General features: G+C 72.5%; 25 protein-coding genes and 1 pseudogene. 13 read left to right on the top strand and 13 right to left on the bottom strand.

Annotated features, from left to right (window positions below; genetic code table 11):
- Positions 1–84: 84 nt before the first annotated feature.
- A complete protein-coding gene (locus Y09_RS08450; RefSeq protein WP_053917316.1) occupies positions 85–1,920 on the bottom strand; it encodes a glycoside hydrolase family 15 protein in 1,836 nt (611 codons plus the stop codon).
- 92 nt (positions 1,921–2,012) lie between these two features.
- On the opposite strand from Y09_RS08450, the gene Y09_RS08445 reads away from it, so the two are divergent.
- Positions 2,013–3,404: an FAD-dependent oxidoreductase gene (locus tag Y09_RS08445; RefSeq protein WP_200716777.1), complete on the top strand. Its 1,392-nt coding sequence runs from the start codon at positions 2,013–2,015 to the stop codon at positions 3,402–3,404.
- Positions 3,405–3,594: 190 nt separating this feature from the next.
- Complete coding sequence (locus tag Y09_RS08440) at positions 3,595–4,596, top strand: hypothetical protein (RefSeq protein ID WP_053917315.1); 1,002 nt, start codon at positions 3,595–3,597, stop codon at positions 4,594–4,596.
- Between the two features lie 116 nt (positions 4,597–4,712).
- Here Y09_RS08440 and Y09_RS08435 read toward each other — a convergent pair whose 3' ends face one another.
- From Y09_RS08435 to Y09_RS08425, 3 genes are all read right to left on the bottom strand, one after another.
- Entirely contained in the window at positions 4,713–6,230 is a 1,518-nt protein-coding gene (locus tag Y09_RS08435; protein WP_082358713.1) for a S10 family peptidase, read from the bottom strand.
- 154 nt (positions 6,231–6,384) lie between these two features.
- Positions 6,385–6,708 carry a hypothetical protein gene (locus tag Y09_RS08430; protein ID WP_010550732.1) on the bottom strand — a complete coding sequence of 108 codons (324 nt, stop codon included), beginning with the start codon at positions 6,706–6,708 and terminating at the stop codon, positions 6,385–6,387.
- Positions 6,709–6,728: 20 nt separating this feature from the next.
- Entirely contained in the window at positions 6,729–8,426 is a 1,698-nt protein-coding gene (locus Y09_RS08425; protein WP_053917313.1) for a sodium:solute symporter family protein, read from the bottom strand.
- 426 nt (positions 8,427–8,852) lie between these two features.
- Here Y09_RS08425 and Y09_RS08420 point away from each other — a divergent pair, with 426 nt between their 5' ends.
- The 8 genes and pseudogenes from Y09_RS08420 to Y09_RS08390 all read left to right on the top strand — a co-directional run bounded on the left by Y09_RS08420 (position 8,853) and on the right by Y09_RS08390 (position 15,839).
- Positions 8,853–10,187: an ABC transporter substrate-binding protein gene (locus Y09_RS08420; RefSeq protein WP_053917312.1), complete on the top strand. Its 1,335-nt coding sequence runs from the start codon at positions 8,853–8,855 to the stop codon at positions 10,185–10,187.
- Positions 10,184–11,068, top strand: coding sequence for a carbohydrate ABC transporter permease (locus Y09_RS08415; RefSeq protein WP_053917311.1), 885 nt, complete (start codon positions 10,184–10,186; stop codon positions 11,066–11,068). The genes Y09_RS08420 and Y09_RS08415 overlap by 4 nt, the downstream gene beginning before the upstream one ends.
- Complete coding sequence (locus Y09_RS08410; protein WP_053917310.1) at positions 11,065–12,006, top strand: carbohydrate ABC transporter permease; 942 nt, start codon at positions 11,065–11,067, stop codon at positions 12,004–12,006. Before Y09_RS08415 ends, Y09_RS08410 begins: the two co-directional genes overlap by 4 nt.
- Positions 12,007–12,373: 367 nt before the next feature.
- Positions 12,374–13,786: a serpin family protein gene (locus tag Y09_RS08405; RefSeq protein WP_053917309.1), complete on the top strand. Its 1,413-nt coding sequence runs from the start codon at positions 12,374–12,376 to the stop codon at positions 13,784–13,786.
- A gap of 43 nt (positions 13,787–13,829) precedes the next feature.
- Complete coding sequence (locus Y09_RS08400; RefSeq protein ID WP_053917308.1) at positions 13,830–14,225, top strand: hypothetical protein; 396 nt, start codon at positions 13,830–13,832, stop codon at positions 14,223–14,225.
- A gap of 62 nt (positions 14,226–14,287) precedes the next feature.
- A pseudogene (locus Y09_RS18220) lies at positions 14,288–14,452 on the top strand (hypothetical protein); the annotation flags it as partial.
- Between the two features lie 20 nt (positions 14,453–14,472).
- Complete coding sequence (locus Y09_RS17855) at positions 14,473–14,652, top strand: hypothetical protein (protein WP_053917307.1); 180 nt, start codon at positions 14,473–14,475, stop codon at positions 14,650–14,652.
- A gap of 5 nt (positions 14,653–14,657) precedes the next feature.
- Positions 14,658–15,839 (top strand): Gfo/Idh/MocA family protein, encoded by a 1,182-nt coding sequence (locus Y09_RS08390; protein ID WP_082358710.1) that lies wholly within the window; start codon positions 14,658–14,660, stop codon positions 15,837–15,839.
- Between the two features lie 275 nt (positions 15,840–16,114).
- Here Y09_RS08390 and ykgO read toward each other — a convergent pair whose 3' ends face one another.
- Genes ykgO through rpmB form a run of 5 tightly spaced genes read right to left on the bottom strand, consistent with a single transcriptional unit; the run spans position 16,115 to position 17,253 of the window.
- Positions 16,115–16,240 (bottom strand): type B 50S ribosomal protein L36, encoded by a 126-nt coding sequence (gene ykgO / locus Y09_RS08385; RefSeq protein WP_053917306.1) that lies wholly within the window; start codon positions 16,238–16,240, stop codon positions 16,115–16,117.
- The gene (locus Y09_RS08380; RefSeq protein WP_053917305.1) at positions 16,237–16,488 is read right to left on the bottom strand and encodes a type B 50S ribosomal protein L31; all 252 of its coding nucleotides are present in this window, start codon (positions 16,486–16,488) and stop codon (positions 16,237–16,239) included. Before Y09_RS08380 ends, ykgO begins: the two co-directional genes overlap by 4 nt.
- Before the next feature lie 42 nt (positions 16,489–16,530).
- Positions 16,531–16,836 (bottom strand): 30S ribosomal protein S14, encoded by a 306-nt coding sequence (rpsN, locus tag Y09_RS08375; protein ID WP_053917304.1) that lies wholly within the window; start codon positions 16,834–16,836, stop codon positions 16,531–16,533.
- A complete protein-coding gene (gene rpmG, locus Y09_RS08370; RefSeq protein WP_010550717.1) occupies positions 16,836–17,003 on the bottom strand; it encodes a 50S ribosomal protein L33 in 168 nt (55 codons plus the stop codon). Before rpmG ends, rpsN begins: the two co-directional genes overlap by 1 nt.
- 13 nt (positions 17,004–17,016) lie before the next feature.
- Complete coding sequence (rpmB, locus tag Y09_RS08365) at positions 17,017–17,253, bottom strand: 50S ribosomal protein L28 (protein ID WP_053917303.1); 237 nt, start codon at positions 17,251–17,253, stop codon at positions 17,017–17,019.
- Positions 17,254–17,308: 55 nt separating this feature from the next.
- Between rpmB and Y09_RS08360 the strand changes: the two genes are divergently transcribed.
- A complete protein-coding gene (locus Y09_RS08360; RefSeq protein ID WP_053917302.1) occupies positions 17,309–18,436 on the top strand; it encodes a GTP-binding protein in 1,128 nt (375 codons plus the stop codon).
- Between the two features lie 312 nt (positions 18,437–18,748).
- Here Y09_RS08360 and Y09_RS08355 read toward each other — a convergent pair whose 3' ends face one another.
- The 3 genes from Y09_RS08355 to Y09_RS08345 all read right to left on the bottom strand — a co-directional run bounded on the left by Y09_RS08355 (position 18,749) and on the right by Y09_RS08345 (position 20,331).
- Positions 18,749–19,021: a type B 50S ribosomal protein L31 gene (locus tag Y09_RS08355; protein WP_010550714.1), complete on the bottom strand. Its 273-nt coding sequence runs from the start codon at positions 19,019–19,021 to the stop codon at positions 18,749–18,751.
- A 132-nt stretch (positions 19,022–19,153) separates the two neighbouring features.
- Positions 19,154–19,402, bottom strand: coding sequence for a hypothetical protein (locus tag Y09_RS08350; RefSeq protein ID WP_053917301.1), 249 nt, complete (start codon positions 19,400–19,402; stop codon positions 19,154–19,156).
- A gap of 350 nt (positions 19,403–19,752) precedes the next feature.
- A complete protein-coding gene (locus Y09_RS08345; RefSeq protein WP_053917300.1) occupies positions 19,753–20,331 on the bottom strand; it encodes a helix-turn-helix domain-containing protein in 579 nt (192 codons plus the stop codon).
- A 91-nt stretch (positions 20,332–20,422) separates the two neighbouring features.
- Here Y09_RS08345 and Y09_RS08340 point away from each other — a divergent pair, with 91 nt between their 5' ends.
- A complete protein-coding gene (locus tag Y09_RS08340) occupies positions 20,423–21,481 on the top strand; it encodes an NAD(P)/FAD-dependent oxidoreductase (protein WP_148639587.1) in 1,059 nt (352 codons plus the stop codon).
- Positions 21,482–21,596: 115 nt separating this feature from the next.
- Here the strand turns inward: Y09_RS08340 and Y09_RS08335 are convergent, their stop codons facing one another.
- Positions 21,597–22,619, bottom strand: coding sequence for a zinc-dependent alcohol dehydrogenase family protein (locus tag Y09_RS08335; protein ID WP_053917299.1), 1,023 nt, complete (start codon positions 22,617–22,619; stop codon positions 21,597–21,599).
- 137 nt (positions 22,620–22,756) lie between these two features.
- Between Y09_RS08335 and Y09_RS08330 the strand changes: the two genes are divergently transcribed.
- Positions 22,757–23,659, top strand: coding sequence for a helix-turn-helix transcriptional regulator (locus tag Y09_RS08330; protein WP_053917298.1), 903 nt, complete (start codon positions 22,757–22,759; stop codon positions 23,657–23,659).
- Positions 23,660–23,681: the final 22 nt, after the last annotated feature.

Below are 23,681 nucleotides of genomic sequence, written 5' to 3'. Positions count from 1 at the left end.
GGAACCTCCTGCGTCGACGGGTGCTCCCTCCAGTCTGCACCCGCCCCGCCGTGCCCGGTCGTTCTCAGCCGTGCCCAGCCGGGCTCAGCCGGCGGCGGCGAGGGCGTCGACCGCGCCGATCAGGCCCAGGTGGCTGAATGCCTGGGGGAAGTTCCCGATCATGCGGCGGTGCGTCCCGTCGTACTCCTCGGCGAACAGGTGCAGGTCGTTCCCGCAGGCGAGCAGGGTCTCCATCAGCTGCTCGGCCTCGTCCCGTCGGCCGGTGGCGGCGTACTGCTGGACCAGCCAGAACCCGCAGACGAGGAAGGGGTGCTCGTCGCCGGGCAGGCCGTCCTGGCCGCGGGTGCGGTAGCGCAGCAGGAGGCCGTCCTCGGTGCGCAGGTCCTGCTCGATCCGGTCGACGGTCGCGAGCATCTGCGGGGCGTCGGCCGGGAGGAAGCCGGTGTGCGGGATCTGCAGCAGGGAGGCGTCCATCTCGGTGCTGCCGTAGGTCTGGGTGAAGGCGCCGTCGGGGCCGACGCCCTTCTCGAGGACCTCCGCGCGGACCCGGTCGCGCAGCCGGGTCCACTCCGCGAGCTCTTCCTCGGAGGCGGGCAGGCCGTGCTCGGTGACGGCGCGCACCGCCCGGTCGAAGGTCGCCCACACCATCACCCGGCCGTGGGTGAAGAAAGCCGGCTCCCCGCGCATCTCCCAGATGCCCTGGTCGGGGTCGTCGACGTGCGCGGTCGTGAAGCGCACCAGCGCCTTCTGCAGCGGCCAGGACCAGCGCGACTCCGCGACCCCGGCCTCCCGCATCGCCGACAGCGCGATCATCACCTCCCCGACCACGTCCGCCTGGTACTGGGTGGAGGCGCCGTTGCCGATCCGCACCGGGAGGGAGCTCTCGTAGCCGGGCAGGTGCACGAGCTCCCGCTCGGGGAGGTTCCGGTCCCCGGTGATCGTGTACATGATCTGGAGCCGCTCGGGGTCCCCGGCGATCGCGCGCAGCAGCCACTCCCGCCAGGACACCGCCGCGTCGACGTGCCCGTGCGCGAGCAGCGCCTCCAGCGACAGCGCCGCGTCCCGCAGCCAGCAGAAGCGGTAGTCCCAGTTGCGCACCCCGCCGAGGTCCTCGGGCAGGCTGGTCGTGGGCGCGGCGACGATCCCGCCGCTGCGGCGATGGGTCAGGGCGCGCAGCACCAGCAGGGAGCGGGCGACGGGCTCGGCGTACTCGTCCTCGACGCGGATGCTCCCCAGCCAGGAGGACCACTCCACGCTGGTCGCCGCGAGCGCGCCCTCGACGTCGGGCGCCGCGGGCACCTCCTGCCAGGACGGGAACCAGGTCAGCACCCAGTCGGCGCCCTCCCCGGCGCTCAGGCGGTGACGGCCGTGGTGGGAGCGGTGCCCGGCGCGGAGGGCCGGGCCGTGCAGCGAGACGGCGTCCCCGCCCGCGACGGCCAGCAGCACCCCCTGGCCGGCGGCGTCCTCGCTGCGACGCACCCACGGCACCGCCTCGCCGTACTCGAAGCGGAGCACGAGCTCCTGGACCACCTCGACCTCTCCCTCGGTGCACGAGACCGAGCGGATCAGGTCGGAGAGGTCCGCGTCGGCGCCGTCGGGGTGGGCGACGGGGTCCGGCGAGGGGATCGCGCGCTCGGCGCCGACCGGGAGGAGCTCGACCACGGTCGCGGCACCGGTGGGGGAGCGCCACTGAGTCTCCAGCACCATCGTGCCCGGCAGGTAGCGGCGGGAGACCACCTCCCCGTCCGCGATCCGCAGCGACCAGTGCCCGTGCCGGTCCTCGCCCAGCAGCGAGGTGAACAGGGCGTCGGAGTCGAAGCGCGGCATGCACAGCCAGTCGACGTCCCCCTCCCGCGTCACGAGCGCGGCGGTGCGCTGGTCGGAGAGCAGGGCGTGGTCCTCGATCGGTGCGGCGGTCATGGGACCAGTGCATCACGGACGGCGGGCCGACGGGCCGGAGCGGACCGGGAGAGGACGGGGACGGAGGTGGACCGGCGGACTACGGTGAGCCGATGACGAACTCCGAGACCAGCCTGTCCGTGGACGTGCTCGTGATCGGCTGGGGGAAGGGCGGCAAGACCCTCGCCGCGGCCCTCGCCGGCACCGGCCAGAAGGTCGCGATGATCGAGCAGTTCGCATCGATGCACGGCGGGACCTGCATCAACATCGGCTGCGTCCCCACCAAGACCCTCGTGCACGACGCCCAGGAGCGCCGCGAGGACGACGACGCCGCCTCCTGCTGGACCCGGGCCGTCCAGCGCTGCGACACCCTCATCGGGAAGCTCCGCGACGTCAACCACCACATGCTCGCCGACCTCGACACGGTCACCCTCGTCGACGGCCGTGCCCGCTTCGTGGGCGAGCGGACCTTGGAGGTGAGCGGCGGCGAGGACCGCCTCACCGTCACCGCGCCGACGGTCGTGGTGAACACCGGCGCCGTGCCCTCGCGACCGGACCTGCCCGGGATCGACTCCCCTCGGGTGCACGACTCCACCTCGCTGCAGCACGCCGATCCCTTCCCGCGGCGGCTCGCGGTGGTGGGCGCCGGGCCGATCGGGCTCGAGTTCGCCTCGATGTTCGCGGGCTTCGGCGCCGAGGTGACGGTGCTGAACCGTCGCCCCCGCCTGCTGCCCGCCGAGGACGAGGAGGTCGCCGCCGAGGTGCAGTCCGTGCTCGAGGGCGACGGGATCACCGTGCTGCACGAGGCGGGCCTCCGCGGCGTCGAGGACGGGGCGGAGGAGGCGCTGCTGCGCCTCGAGGTCGCGGGGCGGTCGCGCGAGCTCGCGGTCGATGCCGTGCTGCTGGCCACCGGGCGTCGCCCCGCCACCGACGACCTCGGGCTCGAGGCGGCGGGCATCGACGTGGACGAGCGCGGCGCGATCGTGGTCGACGAGCACCTGCGCACCAGCGCCCACGGCGTCTTCGCGCTCGGCGACGTGCACGGCGGCGCCCAGCAGACCTACCTCTCCCTCGACGACCACCGCATCGTCCTCTCCCAGCTCACCGGCGACGGCTCCCGCTCCACCTCCGACCGGGTCGCGGTGCCGACGACGACCTTCCTCACCCCGCCGCTCGCGGCCGTGGGCCTCACCGAGTCGGAGGCGCGGGAGCAGGGACGGGACGTGCTGGTCGCGACGCAGAAGGTCGCCGCGATCAAGGCGATGCCCCGCCCGAAGACCCTCGGCGACCCCCGCGGGCTGGTGAAGATCGTGGTCGACGCGGGCACCGACGAGATCCTCGGCGCACGGCTGTTCCACGTCGACGCCCAGGAGGTCATCAACCTGATCGCCCTCGCGGTGCGCACCGGCACCACGGCGACGCAGCTGCGGGACGGGATCTGGACCCACCCCTCCTCGACCGAGGCGCTCAACGAGACGCTCGGGAAGCTCGCGCCGGTCGAGTGAGCCGCGGGCGCGGCGGGACGGGGGCGGACGGCGTCCTCCCCGCCCCGCCGTGCCACCCGTCGGCACTGCCGGGGTGAGGCAGCTCATCGCGCCGCGAAGCCCCTGATCGCAGGCGCTTTCCCGCCGCTTTTCCAGGGTTCTCCGAGGGTTCCTCGACGGGAGTCCGAGGCACGGTGCGGAGCGTGGGTCCATGAGCTCCACCCCGCCCTCCTCCCCGGTGCCTCCTCACTCCCCGCAGGGCCCCGACGCCCCGCCCGTCGAGGACGCGTGGGGCGCCTCGGCATCGGAGGTCAAGAGCCTCTCCGTGCCCGGCCTGCTCGCCGGCGGCGCCGCCGCGGCGACCACCTCCGTGATCGGCGGCCAGCTCGGCATCAGCGGCACCGTGCTCGGTGCCGCGATCACCTCCGTGATCTCCGCGGCCGTGGTCGCCTTCTACACCGACTCCGTCAACGGCACCGCCCGCAGGCTCAAGCAGGTCAAGGCCAGGGCGGGGGAGAAGGCGCAGTCCCGCGTCCGGGGCGGGGAGGTGCACTCCTCGCGCACTCGCCGCGGTGCGGGCGAGGACGGCGCCGTCGGGACGGCCGCCGCCGGGTCGTCCGAGGACCGAGCCGGTGCGGACGGCGCCTCCAGGGAGACGCCGGGTCGCGGCCGACGGATCGCGAGGATCGCCCTGATGAGCGTGGTCATCGCCCTGATCGGCATGGCCGCCGTGTTCGGCGTCCAGCGTCTGACCGGCACGGAGCTCTCCCCGGGCACCGGCGAGATCCAGCGCTCCGTCACCGGAACCGAGCACGTGACCCCGCGCGAGGACTCCGGCGGCACGACCGAGGACGGGACGTCCGAGGACGGCACCGGCGGGGACGGCACGGAGCAGCAGGACGGGTCCGGGCAACAGGACGGGACCGGTGAGCAGGACGGGATCGGTGAGCAGGACGGCACCACCGTCGACCCGCGGCAGCAGGACGGCACGACCGGGGAGGGCGCCACCGGCGACGGATCCGCCGAGGAGGGCACCACCGGCGACGGCAGCTCCTCCGGCGGCAGCTCCTCCGGAAGCGGCGGCCAGGACGGCGGCGCCTCCGGGAGCGGCTCGTCCGAGAGCGGCGCCTCCGGGAGCGGCTCCTCGGGCAGTGCGAGCTCCGGCAGCGGTGCCTCGGGCAGCGGATCGGGCTCGACTGGCTCCGAGAGCTGACCCGTCGGCGGTGCCTCCGGCAGGTCCGGCGGCGGCGCGGGGTCGAGCGGTCCCGGGGCCCGGCCCGTCGGCCCTCGGCCGGTGCCAGCCGACCCTCAGCCTGCGACAGTCGTCGCTCAGGCCTCCCCGTCGTCCTCCGTGCCGTCGGCCCCGGCGACGAACTCGCGCAGGTGGGCGGAGAGCTCGAGGCGGCTCGGCTCGTGGCAGTACATCATGTGCCCCGCCTCGTAGTACTCCACCCGGATCCGCTCCGAGTAGTCCTCGCGCGGGATCGCGAGCTGCGCGAGCACGTGCTCGCTGGCGTGGAACGGGGTCGCCGCGTCGTGATAGCCGTGGGAGACCAGCACCCGGGTGTGCGGTGACTTGCGCAGCACGCGGGCGAGATCGGAGGCGACCTCCACCGAGCGGTTCTCGAAGTCCTTGTAGCTCCACGGGTGCACGCGCCCGGACATGATCTCGTAGACCACGTCGGCGGAGAACTCGAGCTCCCCGCGCAGGTAGTGGTTGATCGTCGCGGTGTAGCTCGGGGCGAGCTGGTCGATCGACGGATCGGTCTCCATCCGCGCCGCGTTGGCGTTCCCGGCGGGCGCCGTGAAGCGGCCGTCGATCCGGCCGGTCACCAGGCCCTCGTCCCGCAGCAGCTCGGCGAGGAAGGCCTGGTGCTCGACGCGCAGGTCCGCGCGCTCCACCCAGTCCGGGTCCACGCCGATCAGCGCCCCGATCCGGGCCGCGGCCTCCTGCTTCTGCGCGGGGTCCAACCGCAGCCCCGCCGCGAGCAGCGCCGGGTACTCCTGCTCGGCGAAGGCCTCGGCCTCGTCGACCACGTCCTGCAGCAGCCGGTCCTCGTGCTTGCCGTGGGCGTGCGCGATCGCGGCATAGGTGGGCAGGTAGTGGAGGTAGGGACGGTCGTTGCCGGGGGAGAACACGATCGTGCCGAAGTCCAGCACCGGCGAGATCAGCACGATCCCGGCGACGGCGAGGTAGTAGCGGTCCAGCAGCCGGGCCGCGACGGCGGAGGCGCGGGTGGTGCCATAGGACTCGCCGGCGAGATGGACCTCGGAGGTCCAGCGGTCGTTGCGGGCCAGCCAGTCGATGACGAACGCGGCGATCAGGTCGCGGTCCGCGCCGAGGCCGTGATGGCGGTCGGGCTTCTGCCCGGGTGCGGGGCGGGAGAAGCCCGTGGTCATCGCGTCGACCACGACGAGATCGGCATCGCGCAGGATCGTCTCGTGGTTGTCCAGCAGGCGGTGCGGGGGAGCGGCGGGCGCTCCCGCGTCCCCCGAGTCCACGCGGCGCGGGCCCAGCAGGCCCAGGTGCAGCCAGACGGTCGAGGCGCCGGGGCCGCCGTTGAAGGCGAACACCACCGGGCGGGGCTCCTCGCCCGGGGAGGTCGCGACGTAGGAGACGGAGAACAGCTCCGCGTAGGGCTTGCCGCGGCCGTACTCCTCGCCGTCCGGCTCCTCGCGCAGCACCACGGTGCCGGCGGTGGCCGTGTAGTTCAGCGGCCCGTCCGGCAGCGCGAGGCTGTGCAGGGTCGTGACCAGGCGGTCCTCGGGGGCGGTCCGGTCGGCGTCGGAACCCGGGCTGCTGCCGGTCGCGGGGGAGGTGCTGGGGGCGGCGGACTGGTCGTTCACACGAGCTCCTTCGTCGGATGCGGCATCGCGCTCGATGCTACGCGGGCCCGCTGCGCGGGGGCCTCCTGCAGGAAGGGGACGTGAGCGGCACGCCGCGGAGCTCAGCCGCGCAGCGTGTCGCTCACGTCCCCTTCGTGCGGACGCGGCGGCGGGATCAGTCCAGGGCCGAGATGTCGTGGGGCTCCTCGGCGCCGTCCTCGTTGTCCCGCACGACCATGCGGATCGGGTCCAGGCGCGTCCAGATCAGGAACGCGGCCGCGACGACGACCATGGCGATCCCGGCCCAGAGGTTCGCGTTCAGGCCGTCGGTCTTCGCGGCCTCCTCGGGGCCGAAGGCGAACAGCCCCATCACCACGAGCACCAGGCCGAACAGGCCCAGCAGCGTGCCGATGAAGTTGCGGATGTCGAAGGCGCCGGCGGTCTGCACGGTCGCGTCCGCGGGGAGGTCCTGCCCGGCGGATCCGGTGGGTGTGTTCATGGTGTCTCTCCTCCGTGCGCTCAGGCGAAGATGAAGTTCAGGGCGATGACCAGGACGAGGGCGATGCCCGCCATCGGCACCGGGCGGCGCCAGAAGGGCATGTCCTTCTCCTCGGGGTCGACCAGATCGGCCCTCGGCGTCTCCGAGTAGACCAGTCCCTTGAGCTCGTGGGCGGGCTTCGGGGCGGTGATCTGGGTGACCGCGACCGAGACCACGATGTCGACCACGAAGGCGGTCGCCGCGCTCATGAACGCGAGGCCCTGGCCGGGCAGGGAGAAGACCCCGAGGAAGGTCGAGGAGCCCCACAGGATCACGGCCGAGAGCGTGCCCGCGACCAGGCCCGTCCAGCCGGCCGTCGGCGTCATCCGCTTCCAGAACATGCCCAGGATGAACGTCGCGAACAGCGGCGCGTTGAAGAAGCCGAACAGGGTCTGGAGGTAGTCCATCAGGTTGGAGAACTGCGCGGCGATCAGCGCGGTGAAGATCGCGATGACGCAGGCCGCGGCCGTCGCGAGCCGGCCCACCTTCGTGTAGTGGTCGTCGGGCGCGTCCTTCTTCACGTACTGCTGGTAGAGGTCGTAGGAGACCACCGTGTTGAAGGCGGAGATGTTCGCGGCCATGCCGGCCATGAACGCGGCGAGCAGGCCCGCGATGGCGACGCCGAGCAGGCCGTTGGGGAGCACGTCCCGCATCAGCAGCAGCAGGGCGTCGTTGTAGTTCACGCCCGTCGCAGCAGCGCCCGAGGCGTCGCCCGCGTGGTCGAGCTGCTTGAACTCGGTGAGCTCCCCGACCAGCACCGCGGCGATCATGCCGGGGATGATCACGATGAAGGGGATGAACATCTTCGGGAAGGCGCCGATGATCGGGGTCATCCGCGCGGCGGTGATGGACTTCGACGCCATCGCACGCTGCACCTCGACGAAGTTCGTGGTCCAGTAGCCGAAGGAGAGCACGAAGCCCAGGCCGAACACGATGCCGATCACGGACAGCACGGGGGAGTCGAAGCCGGAGAGGGCCTGGCCGGGCCAGGAGTGCAGCTGCTCGGAGCCGAGCATCCCGTCCCCGGCGATGCGCTCCTTCATCCCGGACCAGCCGCCCACGCGGTGCAGGCCGATCAGCGTCAGCGGCAGCAGCGCCGCGACGATCACGAAGAACTGCAGCACCTCGTTGTAGATCGCGGCGGAGAGGCCGCCGACGGTGATGTAGAAGAGCACGAACGCGGCGGCGAGCATGAGGCCCACCCACATCGGCCAGCCCAGCAGGCGGTTGACGATCGTGGCCAGCAGCGAGAGGTTCACGCCCGCGATCAGCAGCTGCGCCACCGCGAAGGAGATCGCGTTGACGAGGTGCGCCCCCGTGCCGAAGCGCATGCGCATGAACTCGGGGACGCTGCGCACCTTCGAGCCGTAGTAGAAGGGCATCATCACCACGCCGAGGAACAGCATGGCGGGGATCGCGCCCACCCAGAAGTAGTGCATCGTCGGCATGCCGTACTGGGCGCCGGTGGCGGACATGCCCATGATCTCGACCGCGCCGAGGTTGGCGGAGACGAAGGCGAGGCCGGTGACCCAGGCGGGCAGCGAGCGGCCGGAGAGGAAGAACTCGATGGAGGTGGAGACGCCGCGCTTGGCGTACCAGCCCACACCGAGGACGAAGACGAAGTAGAGCGCGATGATCGCGTAGTCGATCCATTGCGCGTCGAGTCTGAGGTCGACCATGAAGGGTCTCCTTGCGACGGGGAGGCGTGCCGCGACGTCGAGGAGGAGGAGGTGGCGCGCGGGCGGGGAACGGCGCCGCCGTGGCGCCGACGGGGGACGCTACCACCGGGGTGCCGGGTGTTCCCGTCGACCGACGGGCTCCGCGGCGGGGGAGTGAGGTGGGACACGCTGGCGGTGGTGCGGCCAGGGCGCGCAGGTCGGCGTGCGCTCGCCCGTCGGGAGCGTCCTCGCAGTTCCCGCGAATGTTGACCAGCGGTAGACTATGCGGCATCTTCGCCGGGCGCGAGCTCGCCCGTGCGGCGGTCGCGCGCCGCTCGCGCCCCGGGGTGGACAAACGGGTCGTGAACGTTCACGATGTATCTGTGCCCCCGAGCACATCACGCCCGCGACCGCGGTGCACTCAAGGACGAGGAGTGATGACCTGCGATGAACCCCCGCTTGTCACGACGATCGGCGCTGGTCGGAGGTGGTGCGGCGCTCGCCGCCGGCCTCGCGGCCTGTGCGCCGCCCAACCCCGGCGAGGTCAACGCCGAACCGACCATCCCCGCCGCTGACGGCAAGGTCCATCTGACCTACTGGGCCTGGCTGAAGGACCTGCAGAAGGTCCTCGACGTCTTCAACGCCTCCCAGGACCGCATCCAGGTCGACGCCACCTGGATCCCCGGCGGCAACACCGGCGGCTACGCGAAGATCCTCTCCGCGGTCGCCGCGGGCGGAGGCCCTGACATCGCCCAGGTCGAGCTGCGCCAGATCCCCGAGTTCGCGCTCGCCGGCGCGCTGGTGAACCTCAGCCGCTACGGCTTCGACGAGGACGAGTCCGCTTTCGACCCCGGCGCGATCAGCCAGGCGAAGGTGGGCGAGAACATCTGGGGCGTCCCGCAGGACACCGGCCCCATGGCGAGCTTCTACAACCGCGAGGTGCTCGAGGGCGAGCTGGGCCTGACCTTCCCCTCCACCTGGGACGAGTTCCGCGAGACCGCCGGCATCGTCTCCGAGGCCGGCAAGCAGATCATCAGCCTCGACCCCTCCGACGGCTCCCACCCCATCGGCTGGGTCATGCAGTCCGGCGCCGTGTGGTTCCGGCCCGAGGGCGACGGCTGGATCGTCGACATGACGGACGAGGCCTCGATGCGCGTGGCCGAGTTCTGGGACGGCATCTTCGACGAGGGCCTGGTCGGCACCGGCTACGGCTCCTACACCACCCCCTGGTACGCCGCGGCGGCCGACGGGAAGGTGCTCGCCTCGATCAGCGGCTCGTGGTCCGACGCGCTGAACGAGACCGTGCCCGGCGGCTCCGGCAAGTGGGCCGTCGCGCCCATGCCCACCTGGCCCGACGGCTACGCCTCCGGCGGCCACGGCGGCTCCGCCGCCGCGATCCTCGCCAACTCGAAGCACCCGGCCGAGGCGCTCGAGTTCCTCACCTGGATGTGCACCGACCCCGCCGGCATCGACGCGATGATCGAGTACTCCGGCATCGGCTGGTCGCCCGCCGCCGACTACATCGGCGAGAAGCGGCAGCAGCCCAGCGATTTCTTCTCCGGCCAGAACTACAACGAGGAGGTCATCGTCCCGATGGCCGCCGGGCAGAACCTCGACTGGACCTGGGCGCCGCTCATGCAGCGCGTCCAGGCGCTGATCGGCGACGGCATGACCACCGCCGTCACCGGCGAGGTCCCGCTCGCGGACATGTTCGCCACTGCGCAGAAGGAGATCGTCGAGATCATGCGCACCATCGGTCTGAACGCGGAGGAGGCACGATGAAGGGCAAGAGCGCCCCCTGGCTGCTGCTGGCACCGTTCCTGGTGCTGTTCATCGGGACCATGATCGTCCCGATCATCATGGCGATCGGCTACAGCTTCACGCGCGTCGAGCGCCTGGGCCTGCTCGGCGAAGCCGGTGTGGACAGCGTCTTCGCCGGCCTGGAGAACTACGTCGCCGCGCTGACGAACGCGAACTTCATCGCCTCGATCGGGCGGATGGTCCTGTTCGGCGTCGTGCAGGTGACGGTGATGATCGTGGCCGCCACGATCCTCGCCCTGTTGCTCGAGAGCGCCTCGGCGAAGTGGCCCGGCTTCTTCCGCGCCACCTATTTCCTGCCCTACGGCATCCCCGGCGTGATCGCCACGATCCTGTGGTCCTTCCTCTACATCCCGGGGCTGTCCCCGATCGTGGACGTGCTCGGCGCCGTCGGCATCACCGTCGAATTCCTCGGCCCGAACATGGTGCTGTGGTCCATCGCGAACATCGTGACCTGGACCTACACCGGCTACAACATGCTGATCATCGTCGCGCAGCTCAAGGCCATCCCCGGCGAGCTGTACGAGGCCGCGAAGATCGACGGGGCGAGCTCCTTCCGGGTGGCCCGCTCGATCCAGATCCCGCTGATCCGCCCCGCCCTGATGCTCACGATCATCTTCTCGATCATCGGCACCCTGCAGCTGTTCGCCGAGCCGCGCCTGCTGCAGACCATGAGCGCGGGGATCACCTCGGAGTACACCCCGAACATGTCCGCCTATGCCTTCGCGTTCCAGTACAACGACATCGGCATGGCCGCGGCGCAGTCCGTGATCATCGCGGTCGCCGCCTTCCTGTTCTCGGCCCTCGCGCTGGGGATCTCGAACTGGATGGAGAAGCGCCGATGAGCACCACCGACAACGCACCCACCCACCGCGCGAAGCCGCTCGGCAACGCGGCCAGGGCCGCCCGCGGCGACGGCCGCGCGGGCAGCCGCGACGCGGGCCGCAAGCCCACCACCACGATCATCGTCACCGCGATCCTCGCGATCGTCGCCGTGTACTTCCTGGTGCCGGTGTACTGGGTGGTCATCAACGCCACCAAGTCCACCGAGGACCTCTTCGGCACCAGCGGGTTCTGGTTCGGCGAGAACTTCCAGCTGTGGGAGAACCTCCAGTCCGTGCTCACGGCCAACGGCGGGATCTTCCCCCGCTGGGCCCTGAACTCGATCCTGTACTCCGGGGTCGGCTCCGTGCTCGCGACCTACTTCGCGGTCGCCGCCGGATACGCCCTGGCCAAGTACCGCTTCCGCGGCCGTGGCCTCGTCTACGGGCTCGTCCTCGGCGGCGTGCTCGTGCCGGGCACGGCCGTGGCGCTGCCGCTGTTCTTCCTGTTCAGCTCGATCGGGATCACCAACACCTACTGGGCGGTGCTGATCCCCTCGCTGGTGAGCCCCTTCGGGCTCTTCCTCGCCTCGATCTACGCAGGCGCCGCGGTGCCCGACGAGATGCTCGAGGCGGGTCGTCTGGACGGCGTGAACGAGATCGGACTCTTCCACCGCCTGGCCCTGCCGCAGCTGACCCCCGCGATCGTGACGATCCTGCTGTTCCAGTTCATCGCGATCTGGAACAACTACATGCTCCCGCTGGTCATGCTGGCCGACGAGAAGCTGTACCCGATCACCCTGGGTCTGGACAACTGGCGGGCCCAGACCGATCGCCTGCCGGAGTTCTACCAGCTCACCACCGGCGGCGCGCTGCTGTCGGTGATCCCGCTGGCGATCCTCATCCTGGTGCTGCAGCGCTTCTGGCGCGGCGGCCTCACCGAGGGCTCCGTCAAGGGCTGATCCACCGGACAGTCCCGCAGCGAGGGCGGCACGCACCGGCAGATGCGCCGGCGCGTGCCGCCCTTCTCGTGCCAGAGCTCTCCCGTCGGGCATCGCCGCCCGCACCCCTTTGCCGCCCTGCACTGCGCGGCCCCGGGGGTGACCGCGCGGGCTCCTGGCAGCACGACGTGCCATATATGCCACGTCGTGCTGCCGAGCGCCCGTCCGCCCCTGCGGCGGCCGCCACGTGGCGCGGCTGTGCCCCTCCGCGGCCCCGCCCGGCCCTGTGGCACGGCGGTGTCGGTGCGCGACCCGTCCGCCACTCTTCCGGCACGCCGGTTTCCCGCACCCGGTGGCGGGACGGCTCCGGGTGCTCTTGGATGGAGGGATGAGCTCCTCCCGCGGCCCCGCCCCCGTCCCCGCCCGACGCCCCGCGCCGGCCGCCGACCGGCTCCCTTCCCCGCCGCGGCGGCGCTTCGTCCACGCCCCGCCCCGACGCTCCGTCCTCGCCGCGGCGGCGGCGCTGCCCCTGGCCGGGGCCGGGCTGTCGGGCTGCGGCGCGCTCGAGGGGATCGTCGGCGACGACATGGAGCCCGACCTCGTGGCCGAGCTGCCCCGTCGTAAGCCCGGCGAGACGGACGGGCTCGGCCGGCGCGTCGTCCCCTTCGCCGCCCACCTGCTCGCCGGCATCGACCGCGAGCCGGTCAACGCCGTCTGCTCCCCGCTCTCGGCGCAGACCGTGCTGACCATGGCCGCGCTGGGCGCCGCGGGGGACACTCTCGCCCAGATGGAGGAGGTGCTCGGCGGCACCGTCGACGAGCTCGCCACCACCGCCAACACGCTCTCCTCGGTGCTCGCCGCCGTGGGGGACGCGGCCCGGGAGGAGGATGATCCCGAGGGGCCGGAGCCTGCGGTCGCCTCCCTCGTCAGCAGCACCTGGCTGCAGGAGAGCATGACGGTCGAGCAGGGCTTCCTCGACGGCCTCGCCGAATGGTTCGGCAGCGGCGTGTTCCAGATCGACTTCCTCGACGAGGCGGCGCGCGAGAAGGGCCGTGAGCGGATCAACGACTGGGTGGCCGAGCAGACGGACGACCTCATCGAGGACCTCGTGCCCGAGCAGGCACTCTCCGACCGCACCCGCGCCGTGCTCGTGAACGCCCTGCATCTGAAGGCCGCCTGGCCCAGCCCTCTCGAGCGCCGCGGCGGCACCTTCACCACGGACGAGGGCGAGGAGCTCTCCGTCGAGCTGCTCCACGGCAGCAGCTCCGCCTGGTTCGAGGACTCGGTGTGCCGCGCCACCGCGCTCGCGGCCGCCGGCGGCGAGCTCGCCCTCGCGCTGATCCAGCCGGCCGGGAGCGTCGGGGAGACGATGGACGCCTGGGCCGAGGTCGCGGGCACACCCGCGGCGGGCCTCGGCGGGCTGCTCGACGGGCTCGAGGACTCCTCCGAGCAGGTCGACCTCGCCGTGCCGCCCTTCGACATCGCCTGGGACTCCTCCCTGGTGGCGGTGCTGCAGGGCCTCGGGATGACCGACGTCTTCTCCGAGGCGGCGGACCTCTCCGGCATCACCGCCGAGGAGGACCTGGTGATCACCGAGATCCTGCAGAAGGCGGTGATCACGGTCGACGAGGAGGGCATGGAGGCCGCGGCCGCGACCGCAGCGATGGCCGGCACGACCGCGGCCCCGGCCGAGCCGAAGGAGCTCGTCCTGGACCGGCCGTTCCTCTTCGTGGCCTATGAGCGCACGACCCGCGCGCCGCTGGTGGCCGGCTGGGTCGGGGATCCGCGGCAGACGAGATGAGGGCGGGCCGGCGTTCTCCTCCCTGTCTGCGAGGATGTCGTCCATGAACGGCCTGGTGGTGCCCCTTGTCGTCGGCCTGGCGGGCCTGCTGATGATCGCGCTCTCGCTGTGGTTTCGGGTGGGCAGGCCGGTGCTGATGAGCCGCTGGATGGATCCCTGGTCGGAGGACTGGCAGGCCGAGCGCAGTGTGCTCCTCGGCCTGCCGACGGCCGGTGCGATGCTGCTCTGCGTCGCTGCGGTCGGAGCGATCCCCGAGTGGAACGCCCTGCGCCTCCTCGTCGTCGGCGCGATGGGGCTCTTGGTCGTACCGATGCTCTATCGCCTGACCGCCCCGCTGCCGCTGCCGGGTTTCCTCTACCCCGCCTGGGCCCGCGCGCTGCGCGACACCCGTGAGGAGCGCATGGAGGCGCTCCTGTCAGAACTGTCCGATGGGGACTGAGCCCGACCGGGGCTGATTCCGGCCGGGTCCGGGCCCGAAGCAGCGGGCCGACGGGAGGGCTGATGCGCCGGAGCGGTTCGCGCCCACGCGCGTCGGCTGACAGACTGGCGAAAACCGATTCACCGCCGAGAGGATCGACGAGGATGCCCGCCGCGCTCACCCCCACCTCCGAGGGCTTGCTCCGTCACGGGGAGCCGCACATGATCGTCTCCGGCGCGCTGCACTACTTCCGCGTCCACCCCGCGCAGTGGCGGCACCGCCTGCGCCGCCCCAGCAGACGCTCTACGTCCCCGCCCCGCTCCTGCGCGCCGGACGCAACGAGGTGCTGCTGCTGGACCTCGAACGTCGGCCGACGCGCTTCGTGCTCGCCGAGTCGCACCATTTCGGACGTGCCGCCCACGCCCACCCCACCACCGAGGAGAGCTGATCACCGTGACCCCGACCCCTGACCTGCGCATCGGCGTGATCGGCATGGGCGCCCGCTCCGAGCTCGCCTCCCATGCCCACCGCCCCGGCGAGGGCTCCCGCGTCACCGTCGTCGCCGACCCCGCCGAGCGCGGCCGGGCCCTCGCCCGCGAGCGCTTCGGCGAGGACGTGGCGACCGCCCGCTCCGTCGAGGAGATGCTGGAGGCGCACGAGGTCGACGCGGTGATGATCCTCGCCCCCGACTACGCGCACGCCGGCATCGCGCGGCAGACCCTCGCCGCCGGGATCCCCACCTTCTGCGAGAAGCCGATGGCGATCTCCCTCGAGGACGCCGACGCGATGCTCGAGCTCGCGAAGGAGAAGCGGGCGCGACTGTACATCGGCCACAACATGCGGCACATGCCCGTGGTGCGGCAGATGAAGGCGATCGTCGACTCCGGCCGGATCGGGAGGGTCCGCGCGATCTGGTGCCGCCACTTCGTGGGCACCGGCGGCGACTTCTACTTCAAGGACTGGCACGTCGAGCGGGAGAAGGCCATGAGCCTGCTGCTGCAGAAGGGCGCCCACGACATCGACGTGATCCACTGGCTCGCCGGCGGCTCCACCCGTCGCGTCTCCGGCATCGGTGACCTCGCGGTCTACGGCGGCATCACCGACCGCCGCGACAACTCGGACCGCCGCATGGGGGAGTGGTACGACGAGGACATCTGGCCGCCCACCGCGCAGAAGGAGCTGAACCCCGTCGTCGACGTCGAGGACATCTCGATGCTGCAGATGACGCTGGACAACGGCGTGCTCGCCTCCTACCAGCAGTGCCATTTCACCCCCGACTACTGGCGGAACTACACCGTGATCGGGGACGCCGGACGGATCGAGAACATGGGCGACGGCGCCGGCGACCAGATCCACCTGTGGACCTCGCGCCGCTCCGGACCGGGCCGGCCCGACGACGTCGAGGTGATCGCCCGCGCCGAGGGCGGCCACGGCGGCGCCGATCCGAGCCTCGTCGCCGAGTTCCTGCGCTTCGCCCGCAGCGGCGGCCGCACCGAGGTCTCCGTGATCGCGGCGCGCGAGGCGGTGGCGACCGGGGTGCGCGGCGCGGAGTCGATCCGCTCCGGTGGCGTGCCGCTCGAGGTGCCGCCGGTGGCGGACGAGATCAGGGAGTACTTCGACGGCGGGCAGGTCTGAGGTCGCGCGGTCCCGGTGCAAGCCGCCTCCGGGGGATCGTCCCTCGGGGCGCGGAACTGTTCCCGGCCGAGGACCCGCTGCTCACGGCCGTCGACGGGACCGAGATCATCACCGCCGAGGAGGTGCACCTGCTCGGCGACCAGCTGCACCCCACGCCCGAGGGCTACCGGGTGATGGCGGGGCGGCTCGCGCCCCGGACGACCGAGGCGCTCGCCGAAGCACCTTCCCCTTCCTGATCGCTGTTCTCCTGCCGCTCGTTCCTCGCAGCACGTCGATCAGCCTTTCTGCCGGCCCTTGAAGCGGGGCTCCTTCTTGTTGATGACGTAGAGGCGGCCGCGGCGGCGCACCACCTGGGCGCCGGGGCGGGCGGCGAGGGAGCGGAGCGAGGAGCGGACCTTCATCGCGTCGCCTGCCCGTAGCGGCGGCGGAAGCGCTCCACGCGACCGGCGGTGTCCAGCACCTTGGACTGCCCCGTGTAGAAGGGGTGCGAGGCGGAGGAGACCTCCACGTCGATGACCGGGTACTCCTGGCCATCGGTCCAGGTGATGGTGCGCTCCGAGGTGGCTGTGGAGCGGGTGAGGAAGGAGAAGTCGGCGCTCGCGTCGCGGAAGACGACGGGCCGGTAGTCGGGATGGATGGACGGCTTCATGGGATGTCCTCCTTCAGAGGATGGGGTGGGGCGAGCCGGAGCTCACCAGCTGGACTTCGTCACGCCCGGCAGCTCGCCGCGGTGGGCGGCCTCGCGGAAGCGCACCCGGGAGAGCCCGAAGGTGCGCAGGAACCCGCGCGGGCGGCCGTCGATCGCATCGCGGTTCCGCAGTCGGGTGGGGCTCGCATCGCGCGGCAGGCGCTGCAGGGCGCGGCGGGCGATCACCTTCTCCGAGGTGGTCGCCTGCTTGTCCTTGATCGTCCGCTTCAGGGCCGCACGCTGCTCGGCGTATCGGGCCACGGTCTCGCGGCGCCGTGCGTCGGCGGCGATCTTCGAGGTCTTCGCCATCAGCGCTCCTCGCGGAACTCGACGACCTCGCGCACGCGGGGGTCGAACTTCCGCGCGACAAGCCGGTCGGGGGTGTTCCGTCGGTTCTTGGTGGTCATGTACGTGTATCCGGTGCCGGCGGTGGAGCGCATCTTGATCACGCCTCGGATGTCGTTCTTCCTGGCCATAAGGGGTTTCCTCTCAGATCTTCTCTCCGCGGGCGCGGATCTCGGCGACGACCGCCTCGATCCCGCGGCGGTCGATGGTGCGCAGCCCCCGGGCGGAGACGCGCAGGCGCACGGTCCGACCGAGCGAGGGGACGAAGAACCTCTTCGTCTGCACGTTGGGGTCGAAGCGTCGCGAGGTGCGGCGGTGCGAATGGGACACGGACTTCCCGAAGCGGGGGACCGCTCCGGTGACTTGACAGCGCTGGGACATGAGCAGTGATACTAGTAATGAGAATGATTATCGTCAAGCAGGAAGTGCAGGACCCATGCCCGAGAGCCGCTCCTCGATGCCCGTCTCCCCCGAACCCCTCCCGGGGGCTCGGCATTCCCGCCCTGTCGCCGTCGTCACGGCGCTCGACGAGGTGCTGCGCGACGCCCTGGTGGCGAGCCTCCTCCTGGACGGCGAGGGGCTCCTCGCCCTGCGCTACGAGGTCGTCGAGGACTCCTCCGCCCTGCGTCGCCTCGTCGTCGCGGCCGACGGGGTGCGCGAGGACGAGCTGGTCGACCTCGCCCACCCCTGCGTCTCCTGCGCCATGCGCGAGGACGCTGTGCCGACCCTCGCCCGCCTCGCCGGGCTCCCCGGGGCGGCCGGCATCCTGCTCGCCCCGCCGCTGAGCGCCGACCCGTCGATCGTGGCGGGCACGCTGCGTCCCCACGAGGACGCCTGGCACCTCGCCTCCGCGGTCGCGCTCGCCGCGGCCGGCACCGCCTCCGAGGACCTCCTGGGCGACGCGACGCTCGCCGAGCGCGGGCTGCGCTGGGCCGACGGCGACGCCCGCTCCGTCGGCGAGGCGCTCGCCGCCCAGCTCGAGTACTCCGACCTGCTCGTGCTCTCCGGCGACGCGGACGGCGCCGGGGCCGAGCTCGCCGAGCACCTGCGCGCCCCCGAGCAGCGGCTCCTCCACGACCCCTTCGTCGCGACCGTGCAGGACGTGCTCGGCGGCCGGCTCGACCACACTGCCGGTCTGCGTCGCCGCGACGCGCGGTACGTCGAGCCCTACGGCGGCCCCACCGACCACGGCACCTGGACCCTCGACCTGCTCTGCGAGCGGCCCTTCCATCCGGGCCGGCTGCTCGAGAACATCGAAGCGCTCGGCGGCGGGCGCCTGCGCGGGCGCGGCCGCTTCTGGGTGCCGGACCGCCCGGACAGCATCTGCCAGTGGGACGGCGCGGGCGGCCAGGTCTCCATCGGCGCCGTCTGGCGGACCGACTCCGAGCTGCCCACCACGCGGCTCGTCGTCACCGGTCAGGACCCCGAGGACCTGCCGCGGGTGCGGGACGCCTTCGCCCGCAGCTTGCTCACCCCGCAGGAATGGGCGCGAGGCCTCGCACCGTGGCTCGGCGCCGAGGACCCCCTCGCACCCTGGCTCGGGGAGCGGGACGCCAGGGTGTGAGCGGGTCCATGGGCGTGCTCAGGCTGCCGGGACGGCGCGTCGGGCGCGGCCGCGGTGGGTGAGGACCACGAGGGTGAGCAGCGTGCCCACGCTCACCGCCGCCACCACGATCCGCAGCGCGGTGCACACCGCACCCGTCCAGGCCACGTGCCTGGCCGGGACCAGCACCCCGCGCTGCTGGCGGCGAGTCCGGTCGCACGGTCCCGCCGACGACGAGAGCCGCGACCCGGGCCGGACGAGCTTGCTCGTCGGCGCCGGGTCACGGCTCTCAGCATGTGCGGGTGCGCCGCCCGTCACGGCGGTGTGGGGCCCTCAGGCGGTCGCGGTCCTCGCCGGGAGCACCTTGTCGGCGTAGCGGCGGCGGAAGCGCTCGACGCGCCCGGCGGTGTCCAGCACCGTGCCGCGACCGGTCCAGAACGGATGCGAGGCCGAGGAGACCTCGACGTCGATCACCGGGTACTCCCGGCCGTCCTCCCAGGTCACGGACTTGTCCGAGGTGCGGGTCGAGTTGGTCAGGAAGGATTCCCCGGCGCTCCGGTCCCGGAACACGACGGGTCGGTACTGAGGGTGGATGTTCTTCTGCATGGCGATCTCCTCACCGCGTCGATGACTGAAGGGTCAACGACGCAGGGCGTTCGCGTATTCCCGCGTGGACCGGCCTGATGTCGCTGCTGGTCGCGGCGCCCGTCGCCGCGAGGCGACGGGCGCCGCGGAGCGTCAGGCCGAGGTGCCGACGAGTGTGCGTCGGGCCTGCTCCTCCTTCACGGCACGGCCTCCGTTGCGCTCCAGATGTGCGGCGGAGGAGAGGTCCACCTCGATGACGGGATAGATGTTCCCGTCCTCCCAGGTGGTCGAGTGCTCCGAGGTGCGGGTGGAGCGGGAGAGGTAGCGCAGCCCGGCGCTCTGGTCGCGGAAGACGACGAGATGGGGCTGAGGTCGATGGTGCTGGCGTCGAGTGTTCGTCATGGTGCTTCTCCTTCGATGTCGGCGCACGGCCGACGTGATGTCTGTGTCCGGCACGGTGCCGGGTGGGTGTGCATGCGGCAGCTCCGCCGGGGCGGAGCGAGGCATCCGTGTCCCGCCGCGCAGGGCTGTCGATGCCGCTGCGATGTGACGGGGTGCTCGCGGCGCCCGCTGGGGCGGGCTGCTCGCGCTGCACGCGGTGCGAGGGCCGGGGCGTCGCCGTCGTGGCGGGTCCGGCCGGGAGGCTCGCACATCCGACGACGGCTGGGGCCATCATCCGGAGCTCTGCACGCTACGGGGTCATCAACGGAGATGTCCAGGGGTTTATTCCCGGGGGTGCGTCACCCAGTGCGTCACGACCTGCCGTCGGCCCGCGCCTCGTCGTGGTGGCCGCGGCCGGCGGCCCGGTCCACGATCAGCAGCACGTCGGCCGGACCGCCCTCGGCGCCGAAGGCGTGGGGGACCAGGGTGTCGAACTCCGCGCACTGGTCGCTCGTGATGCGATGGCGCTGAGCGCCGAGCTGCAGGATCAGCGTCCCCGAGAGCACCACCAGCCACTCCTGGCCGATGTGGGCGCGCATCCGCGCGGGATCCGGGGGCGGGTCCACGACCCGTCGGCGCAGGATCACGGTGTCGGGGGAGCGGCGCATCTGCCAGCGCAGCGCGTCCATGCCGTGGTCCTTCACCGGGTTCGAGACCACCTGCTCGCCCTGCACTGCCACGAGCTCGTCGAGGCTCGTGTCCAGGGCGCGCGAGAGGCCCACCAGCTGGTCCAGGGCCAGGCGCCGCCCGCCGCTCTCGATCCGCGAGAGCGTCGAGGCGCTGAGGTGGGTGCGGCCGGCGAGATCGTCGAGCGTGAGCCCCTGGGCGAGGCGCAGCGCACGCAGCCTCTTGCGCACCAGGTCGTCGAGCTCCGTCGTTCCTTGCGACATGAGCAAGAGTGTATGCAGACAGGGCAAGTCGGTCCAGGGTGGAGCCATCGCCCCGCCGAGGGGCGCAGCACCCGACCGAGAGGACCCCGCCATGACCGGCCATGACCAGCACGCCGCCCCGTCCCTGCCCGGGACGACGCAGACCAGCCCGCTCGCCGCCGACCCGGCGCACTCCGACCCGCTGCCCGAGACGCTCGTCGACGCCGTCGTGATCGGTGGCGGCGCCGCCGGGCTGAACGGCGCGCTCATGCTCGCCCGCTCCCGCCGCAGCGTCGTCGTCCTCGACGCAGGCCACCCGCGCAACGCCCCCGCCGAGGGGATCCACGGCCTGCTCGGCAACGAGGGCACGGCGCCCGGGGAGTTCCTCGCCCGGGGCCGGGCCGAGGTGCGGCAGTACGGAGGGCTCGTCGTCCGCGGCGAGGTCGCCTCCGCCCGCGCCGTCGACCCGTCGGCCGACGGGGACCTGCGCTTCGAGATCACCCTGGCCGACGGGCGCGCCCTCACCGCGCGCCGGGCCCTGGTCGCCACCGGCATCCGCGACGAGCTGCCGGAGATCGCCGGCCTCGCCGAGCACTGGGGTCACAACCTCGTCCACTGCCCCTTCTGCCACGGCTACGAGGTGCGCGACCGGGCGATCGGCGTGATCGCGAGCCTGCCCTTCCATGCCCATCTCGCCCTCATGTTCCGCGCGCTGAGCGAGGACGTCGAGGTCTTCGCCGCAGGCGTCGAGTTCGACCCCGCCGCCCGCGAGCGCTTCGCCGCGCTCGGCGTCACCGTGCACGAGACCGAGATCCAGGAGGTCCTCGCCGGGCCCGACGGCGGGATCACCGGTGTCCGCCTCGCGAGCGGCGAGGTGGTCGCGCGCTCCGTGCTCGCCGCCGGCACCCGGATGACCCCGCGCCTGGACGGGCTGGACGGCCTCGGGCTCGCCCTCGAGGAGCTGCCCGCCGGGATGGGGCAGAAGGTCGCCACCGGCCAGGCCGGCACCACCGAGGTGCCCGGCGTGTGGGTCGCCGGGAACGCCGCGGACCCCACCGCGCAGGTCGGGGCGTCCGCCGCGGCCGGGGCGCTCGCCGGCGCGCACCTGCACGGCGCGCTCGTCATGGCCGACGCCGACGCGGCGGTCGCCGCGCTCGCCCCGCAGGGCTGAGCGAGGCCCGGGGCGGAGGAGGCCCAGGGGCGATGGCCGTGCGATGGCCGGGGCCGCACGACGGCCGGGAGCGGCGACGGGAGGCCGTCCCGTCGCCGCGCCTGGCCCCTGCCGTTCAGAGCGTGAGCAGCACCTTCGTCGCCCGCCGCTCGTCCATCGCGGCGTAGCCCTCGGCTGCGTCCTCCAGCGGGAGCGTGAGGTCGAAGACCTTCCCCGGATCGATCTCGCGACGCCAGATCAGGTCGATCAGCTCGGGCAGGTAGCGGCGCACCGGGGCGGGCCCGCCGTGGAGATGGACCGCGGAGAAGAACAGCTCGTCCCCGGGGATCTGCACGTCGTGGGAGACGCCCACGAAGCCCACCGCGCCGCCGGGGCGTGTGGCGTGGATCGCCTGCATCATCGACTCCTGGGTGCCGACGGCCTCGATCGTGGAGTGCGCGCCGAGCCCGCCGGTGAGCTCCTTCAGCGCCGCGACGCCCTCGTCGCCGCGGGCCTCGATGATGTCGGTGGCCCCGTACTCGCGGGCCAGGGCCTGCCGCTCGGGGTGGCGGCTGAAGACGATGATCCGCTCGGCGCCCATCTGCCGGGCGGCCAGCACGCCCATCAGGCCCACCGCGCCGTCGCCGACCACGGCGACGGTCCGGCCCGGTCCGGCGCCGGCGGCGTCGGCCGCGAACCAGCCGGTGCCCAGCACGTCGGAGGCGGCCAGCAGCGAGGGGATCAGGTCCGGGTCGGGCATGCCGGGGGTCTTCACCAGGGTGCCGTCGGCGAACGGGATCCGGGCCCTCTCGGCCTGGGTGCCGATCTGCCCGTCGACGAAGATCGCGTGCACGCAGCGGGAAGGATGGCCCTCGCGGCAGATCTCGCACTTCCCGCAGGAGATCACGAAGGAGCCGACCACGAAGTCGCCCACCTCGAGGGTGCTCACCTCGTCTCCGACCTCCTCGACGACGCCCACGTACTCGTGGCCCATGTGCTGGTGGTCGGGGGCGTCGGCGCCGCGGTACGGCCACAGGTCGGAGCCGCAGATGCAGGTGGCGGCGAGGCGGATGACGGCGTCGGTCGGCTCGATGATCCGCGGGTCCTCGCGGTCCTCGACGCGGACGTCGCCGGGGGCGTGCATGATGACTGCGCGCATGGGGGTTCTCCTTCGGTTCGGGTACGTGGACCAGTCCACTCCCGTCGCGAGAGGCGGGGGAGTCCCTGCGGAGGGGCGTACCGACAGGGCACCTCACGGGCGGCGCGGCGCCACCGGGCGCGGCCTATCGTGTCGCCATGGACAACCGAGCCGAGGTCCGCGAGTTCCTCATGTCGCGCCGCGCAAAGGTCACCCCGCAGGAGGTGGGCCTGCCCACCGGCGGTGCCCGACGCGTGCCGGGGCTGCGCCGCAGCGAGGCCGCCGAGCTCGCCGGGGTCAGCGTCGAGTACTACGCCAAGCTCGAGCGCGGCGCGATCGCCGGCGCCTCTGCCGCGGTGCTCGACGCCCTCGCCACCGCCCTGCGCATGGACGAGACCGAGCGTCGCCACCTGCTCGATCTCGCCCGCGCGGCCGACGGGATCCCGACCTCGGGCCGGACCCGCCGGCCCCGCAGCTGCGGGGCCGCGCCGGTGCGGGAGAGCACCCGCTGGATGATGGACTCGCTGACCGGTGCGATCGCCTTCGTGCGCGACCAGCACCAGAACATGGTCGCGGTCAACGCGCTGGGCCGTGCCTTCTACTCGCCGCTGCTGGGCGAGGAGGGGGCCGGAGGAAGGGTGCCGAACCTCGCCCGCTTCCAGTTCCTCGATCCCGCCTCGCGCGACTTCTACCCGGACTGGGAGTGGTTCGCCGAGATGTGCGTGGGGATCATGCGGGCCGAGGCCGGGCGCGACCCTCACGACCCCGTGATGCAGGAGCTGGTGGGAGAGCTGTCCACCTGCTCGGAGACCTTCCGGCGGCTCTGGGGCGCGCACGACGTGCGCACCCACGGCGCGGGCACCAAGCGCTTCGTCCACCCCGTGGTGGGAGAGGTCGCGCTCGCCTACGAGGAGCTGGCGGTGACCGCCGAGCCCGGCCGGGTCATGCTCGTCTACACCGCCGAGCCCGGCTCGACCAGCGCCGAGCGGCTGCGCCTGCTCGCCAGCTGGGCGGCGTCGCAGCAGGTCCCGCAGCCTGCGCGGGACGAGCAGGAGGCGTAGTCCGCCAGGTGGGCTGCTCGAG

This window comes from Brachybacterium sp. SW0106-09 (assembly GCF_001293905.1).
Lineage (GTDB): Bacteria > Actinomycetota > Actinomycetes > Actinomycetales > Dermabacteraceae > Brachybacterium > Brachybacterium conglomeratum.
The sequence above is the reverse complement of the archived record's forward strand: the minus strand, read 5'-3'. Positions and strand labels throughout refer to the sequence as shown.

What these genes read in the sequence shown, in the direction of transcription:
- Y09_RS08450 (WP_053917316.1), bottom strand. Translation starts at nt 1,920, where the DNA reads ATGACCGCCGCACCGATCGAGGACCACGCCCTGCTCTCCGACCAGCGC.
- Y09_RS08445 (WP_200716777.1), top strand. Translation starts at nt 2,013, where the DNA reads ATGACGAACTCCGAGACCAGCCTGTCCGTGGACGTGCTCGTGATCGGC.
- Y09_RS08440 (WP_053917315.1), top strand. Translation starts at nt 3,595, where the DNA reads ATGAGCTCCACCCCGCCCTCCTCCCCGGTGCCTCCTCACTCCCCGCAG.
- Y09_RS08430 (WP_010550732.1), bottom strand. Translation starts at nt 6,708, where the DNA reads ATGAACACACCCACCGGATCCGCCGGGCAGGACCTCCCCGCGGACGCG.
- Y09_RS08425 (WP_053917313.1), bottom strand. Translation starts at nt 8,426, where the DNA reads ATGGTCGACCTCAGACTCGACGCGCAATGGATCGACTACGCGATCATC.
- Y09_RS08420 (WP_053917312.1), top strand. Translation starts at nt 8,853, where the DNA reads ATGAACCCCCGCTTGTCACGACGATCGGCGCTGGTCGGAGGTGGTGCG.
- Y09_RS08415 (WP_053917311.1), top strand. Translation starts at nt 10,184, where the DNA reads ATGAAGGGCAAGAGCGCCCCCTGGCTGCTGCTGGCACCGTTCCTGGTG.
- Y09_RS08410 (WP_053917310.1), top strand. Translation starts at nt 11,065, where the DNA reads ATGAGCACCACCGACAACGCACCCACCCACCGCGCGAAGCCGCTCGGC.
- Y09_RS08405 (WP_053917309.1), top strand. Translation starts at nt 12,374, where the DNA reads ATGAGCTCCTCCCGCGGCCCCGCCCCCGTCCCCGCCCGACGCCCCGCG.
- Y09_RS08400 (WP_053917308.1), top strand. Translation starts at nt 13,830, where the DNA reads ATGAACGGCCTGGTGGTGCCCCTTGTCGTCGGCCTGGCGGGCCTGCTG.
- ykgO (WP_053917306.1), bottom strand. Translation starts at nt 16,240, where the DNA reads ATGAAGGTCCGCTCCTCGCTCCGCTCCCTCGCCGCCCGCCCCGGCGCC.
- Y09_RS08380 (WP_053917305.1), bottom strand. Translation starts at nt 16,488, where the DNA reads ATGAAGCCGTCCATCCATCCCGACTACCGGCCCGTCGTCTTCCGCGAC.
- rpsN (WP_053917304.1), bottom strand. Translation starts at nt 16,836, where the DNA reads ATGGCGAAGACCTCGAAGATCGCCGCCGACGCACGGCGCCGCGAGACC.
- rpmG (WP_010550717.1), bottom strand. Translation starts at nt 17,003, where the DNA reads ATGGCCAGGAAGAACGACATCCGAGGCGTGATCAAGATGCGCTCCACC.
- rpmB (WP_053917303.1), bottom strand. Translation starts at nt 17,253, where the DNA reads ATGTCCCAGCGCTGTCAAGTCACCGGAGCGGTCCCCCGCTTCGGGAAG.
- Y09_RS08360 (WP_053917302.1), top strand. Translation starts at nt 17,309, where the DNA reads ATGCCCGAGAGCCGCTCCTCGATGCCCGTCTCCCCCGAACCCCTCCCG.
- Y09_RS08355 (WP_010550714.1), bottom strand. Translation starts at nt 19,021, where the DNA reads ATGCAGAAGAACATCCACCCTCAGTACCGACCCGTCGTGTTCCGGGAC.
- Y09_RS08350 (WP_053917301.1), bottom strand. Translation starts at nt 19,402, where the DNA reads ATGACGAACACTCGACGCCAGCACCATCGACCTCAGCCCCATCTCGTC.
- Y09_RS08345 (WP_053917300.1), bottom strand. Translation starts at nt 20,331, where the DNA reads ATGTCGCAAGGAACGACGGAGCTCGACGACCTGGTGCGCAAGAGGCTG.
- Y09_RS08340 (WP_148639587.1), top strand. Translation starts at nt 20,423, where the DNA reads ATGACCGGCCATGACCAGCACGCCGCCCCGTCCCTGCCCGGGACGACG.
- Y09_RS08335 (WP_053917299.1), bottom strand. Translation starts at nt 22,619, where the DNA reads ATGCGCGCAGTCATCATGCACGCCCCCGGCGACGTCCGCGTCGAGGAC.
- Y09_RS08330 (WP_053917298.1), top strand. Translation starts at nt 22,757, where the DNA reads ATGGACAACCGAGCCGAGGTCCGCGAGTTCCTCATGTCGCGCCGCGCA.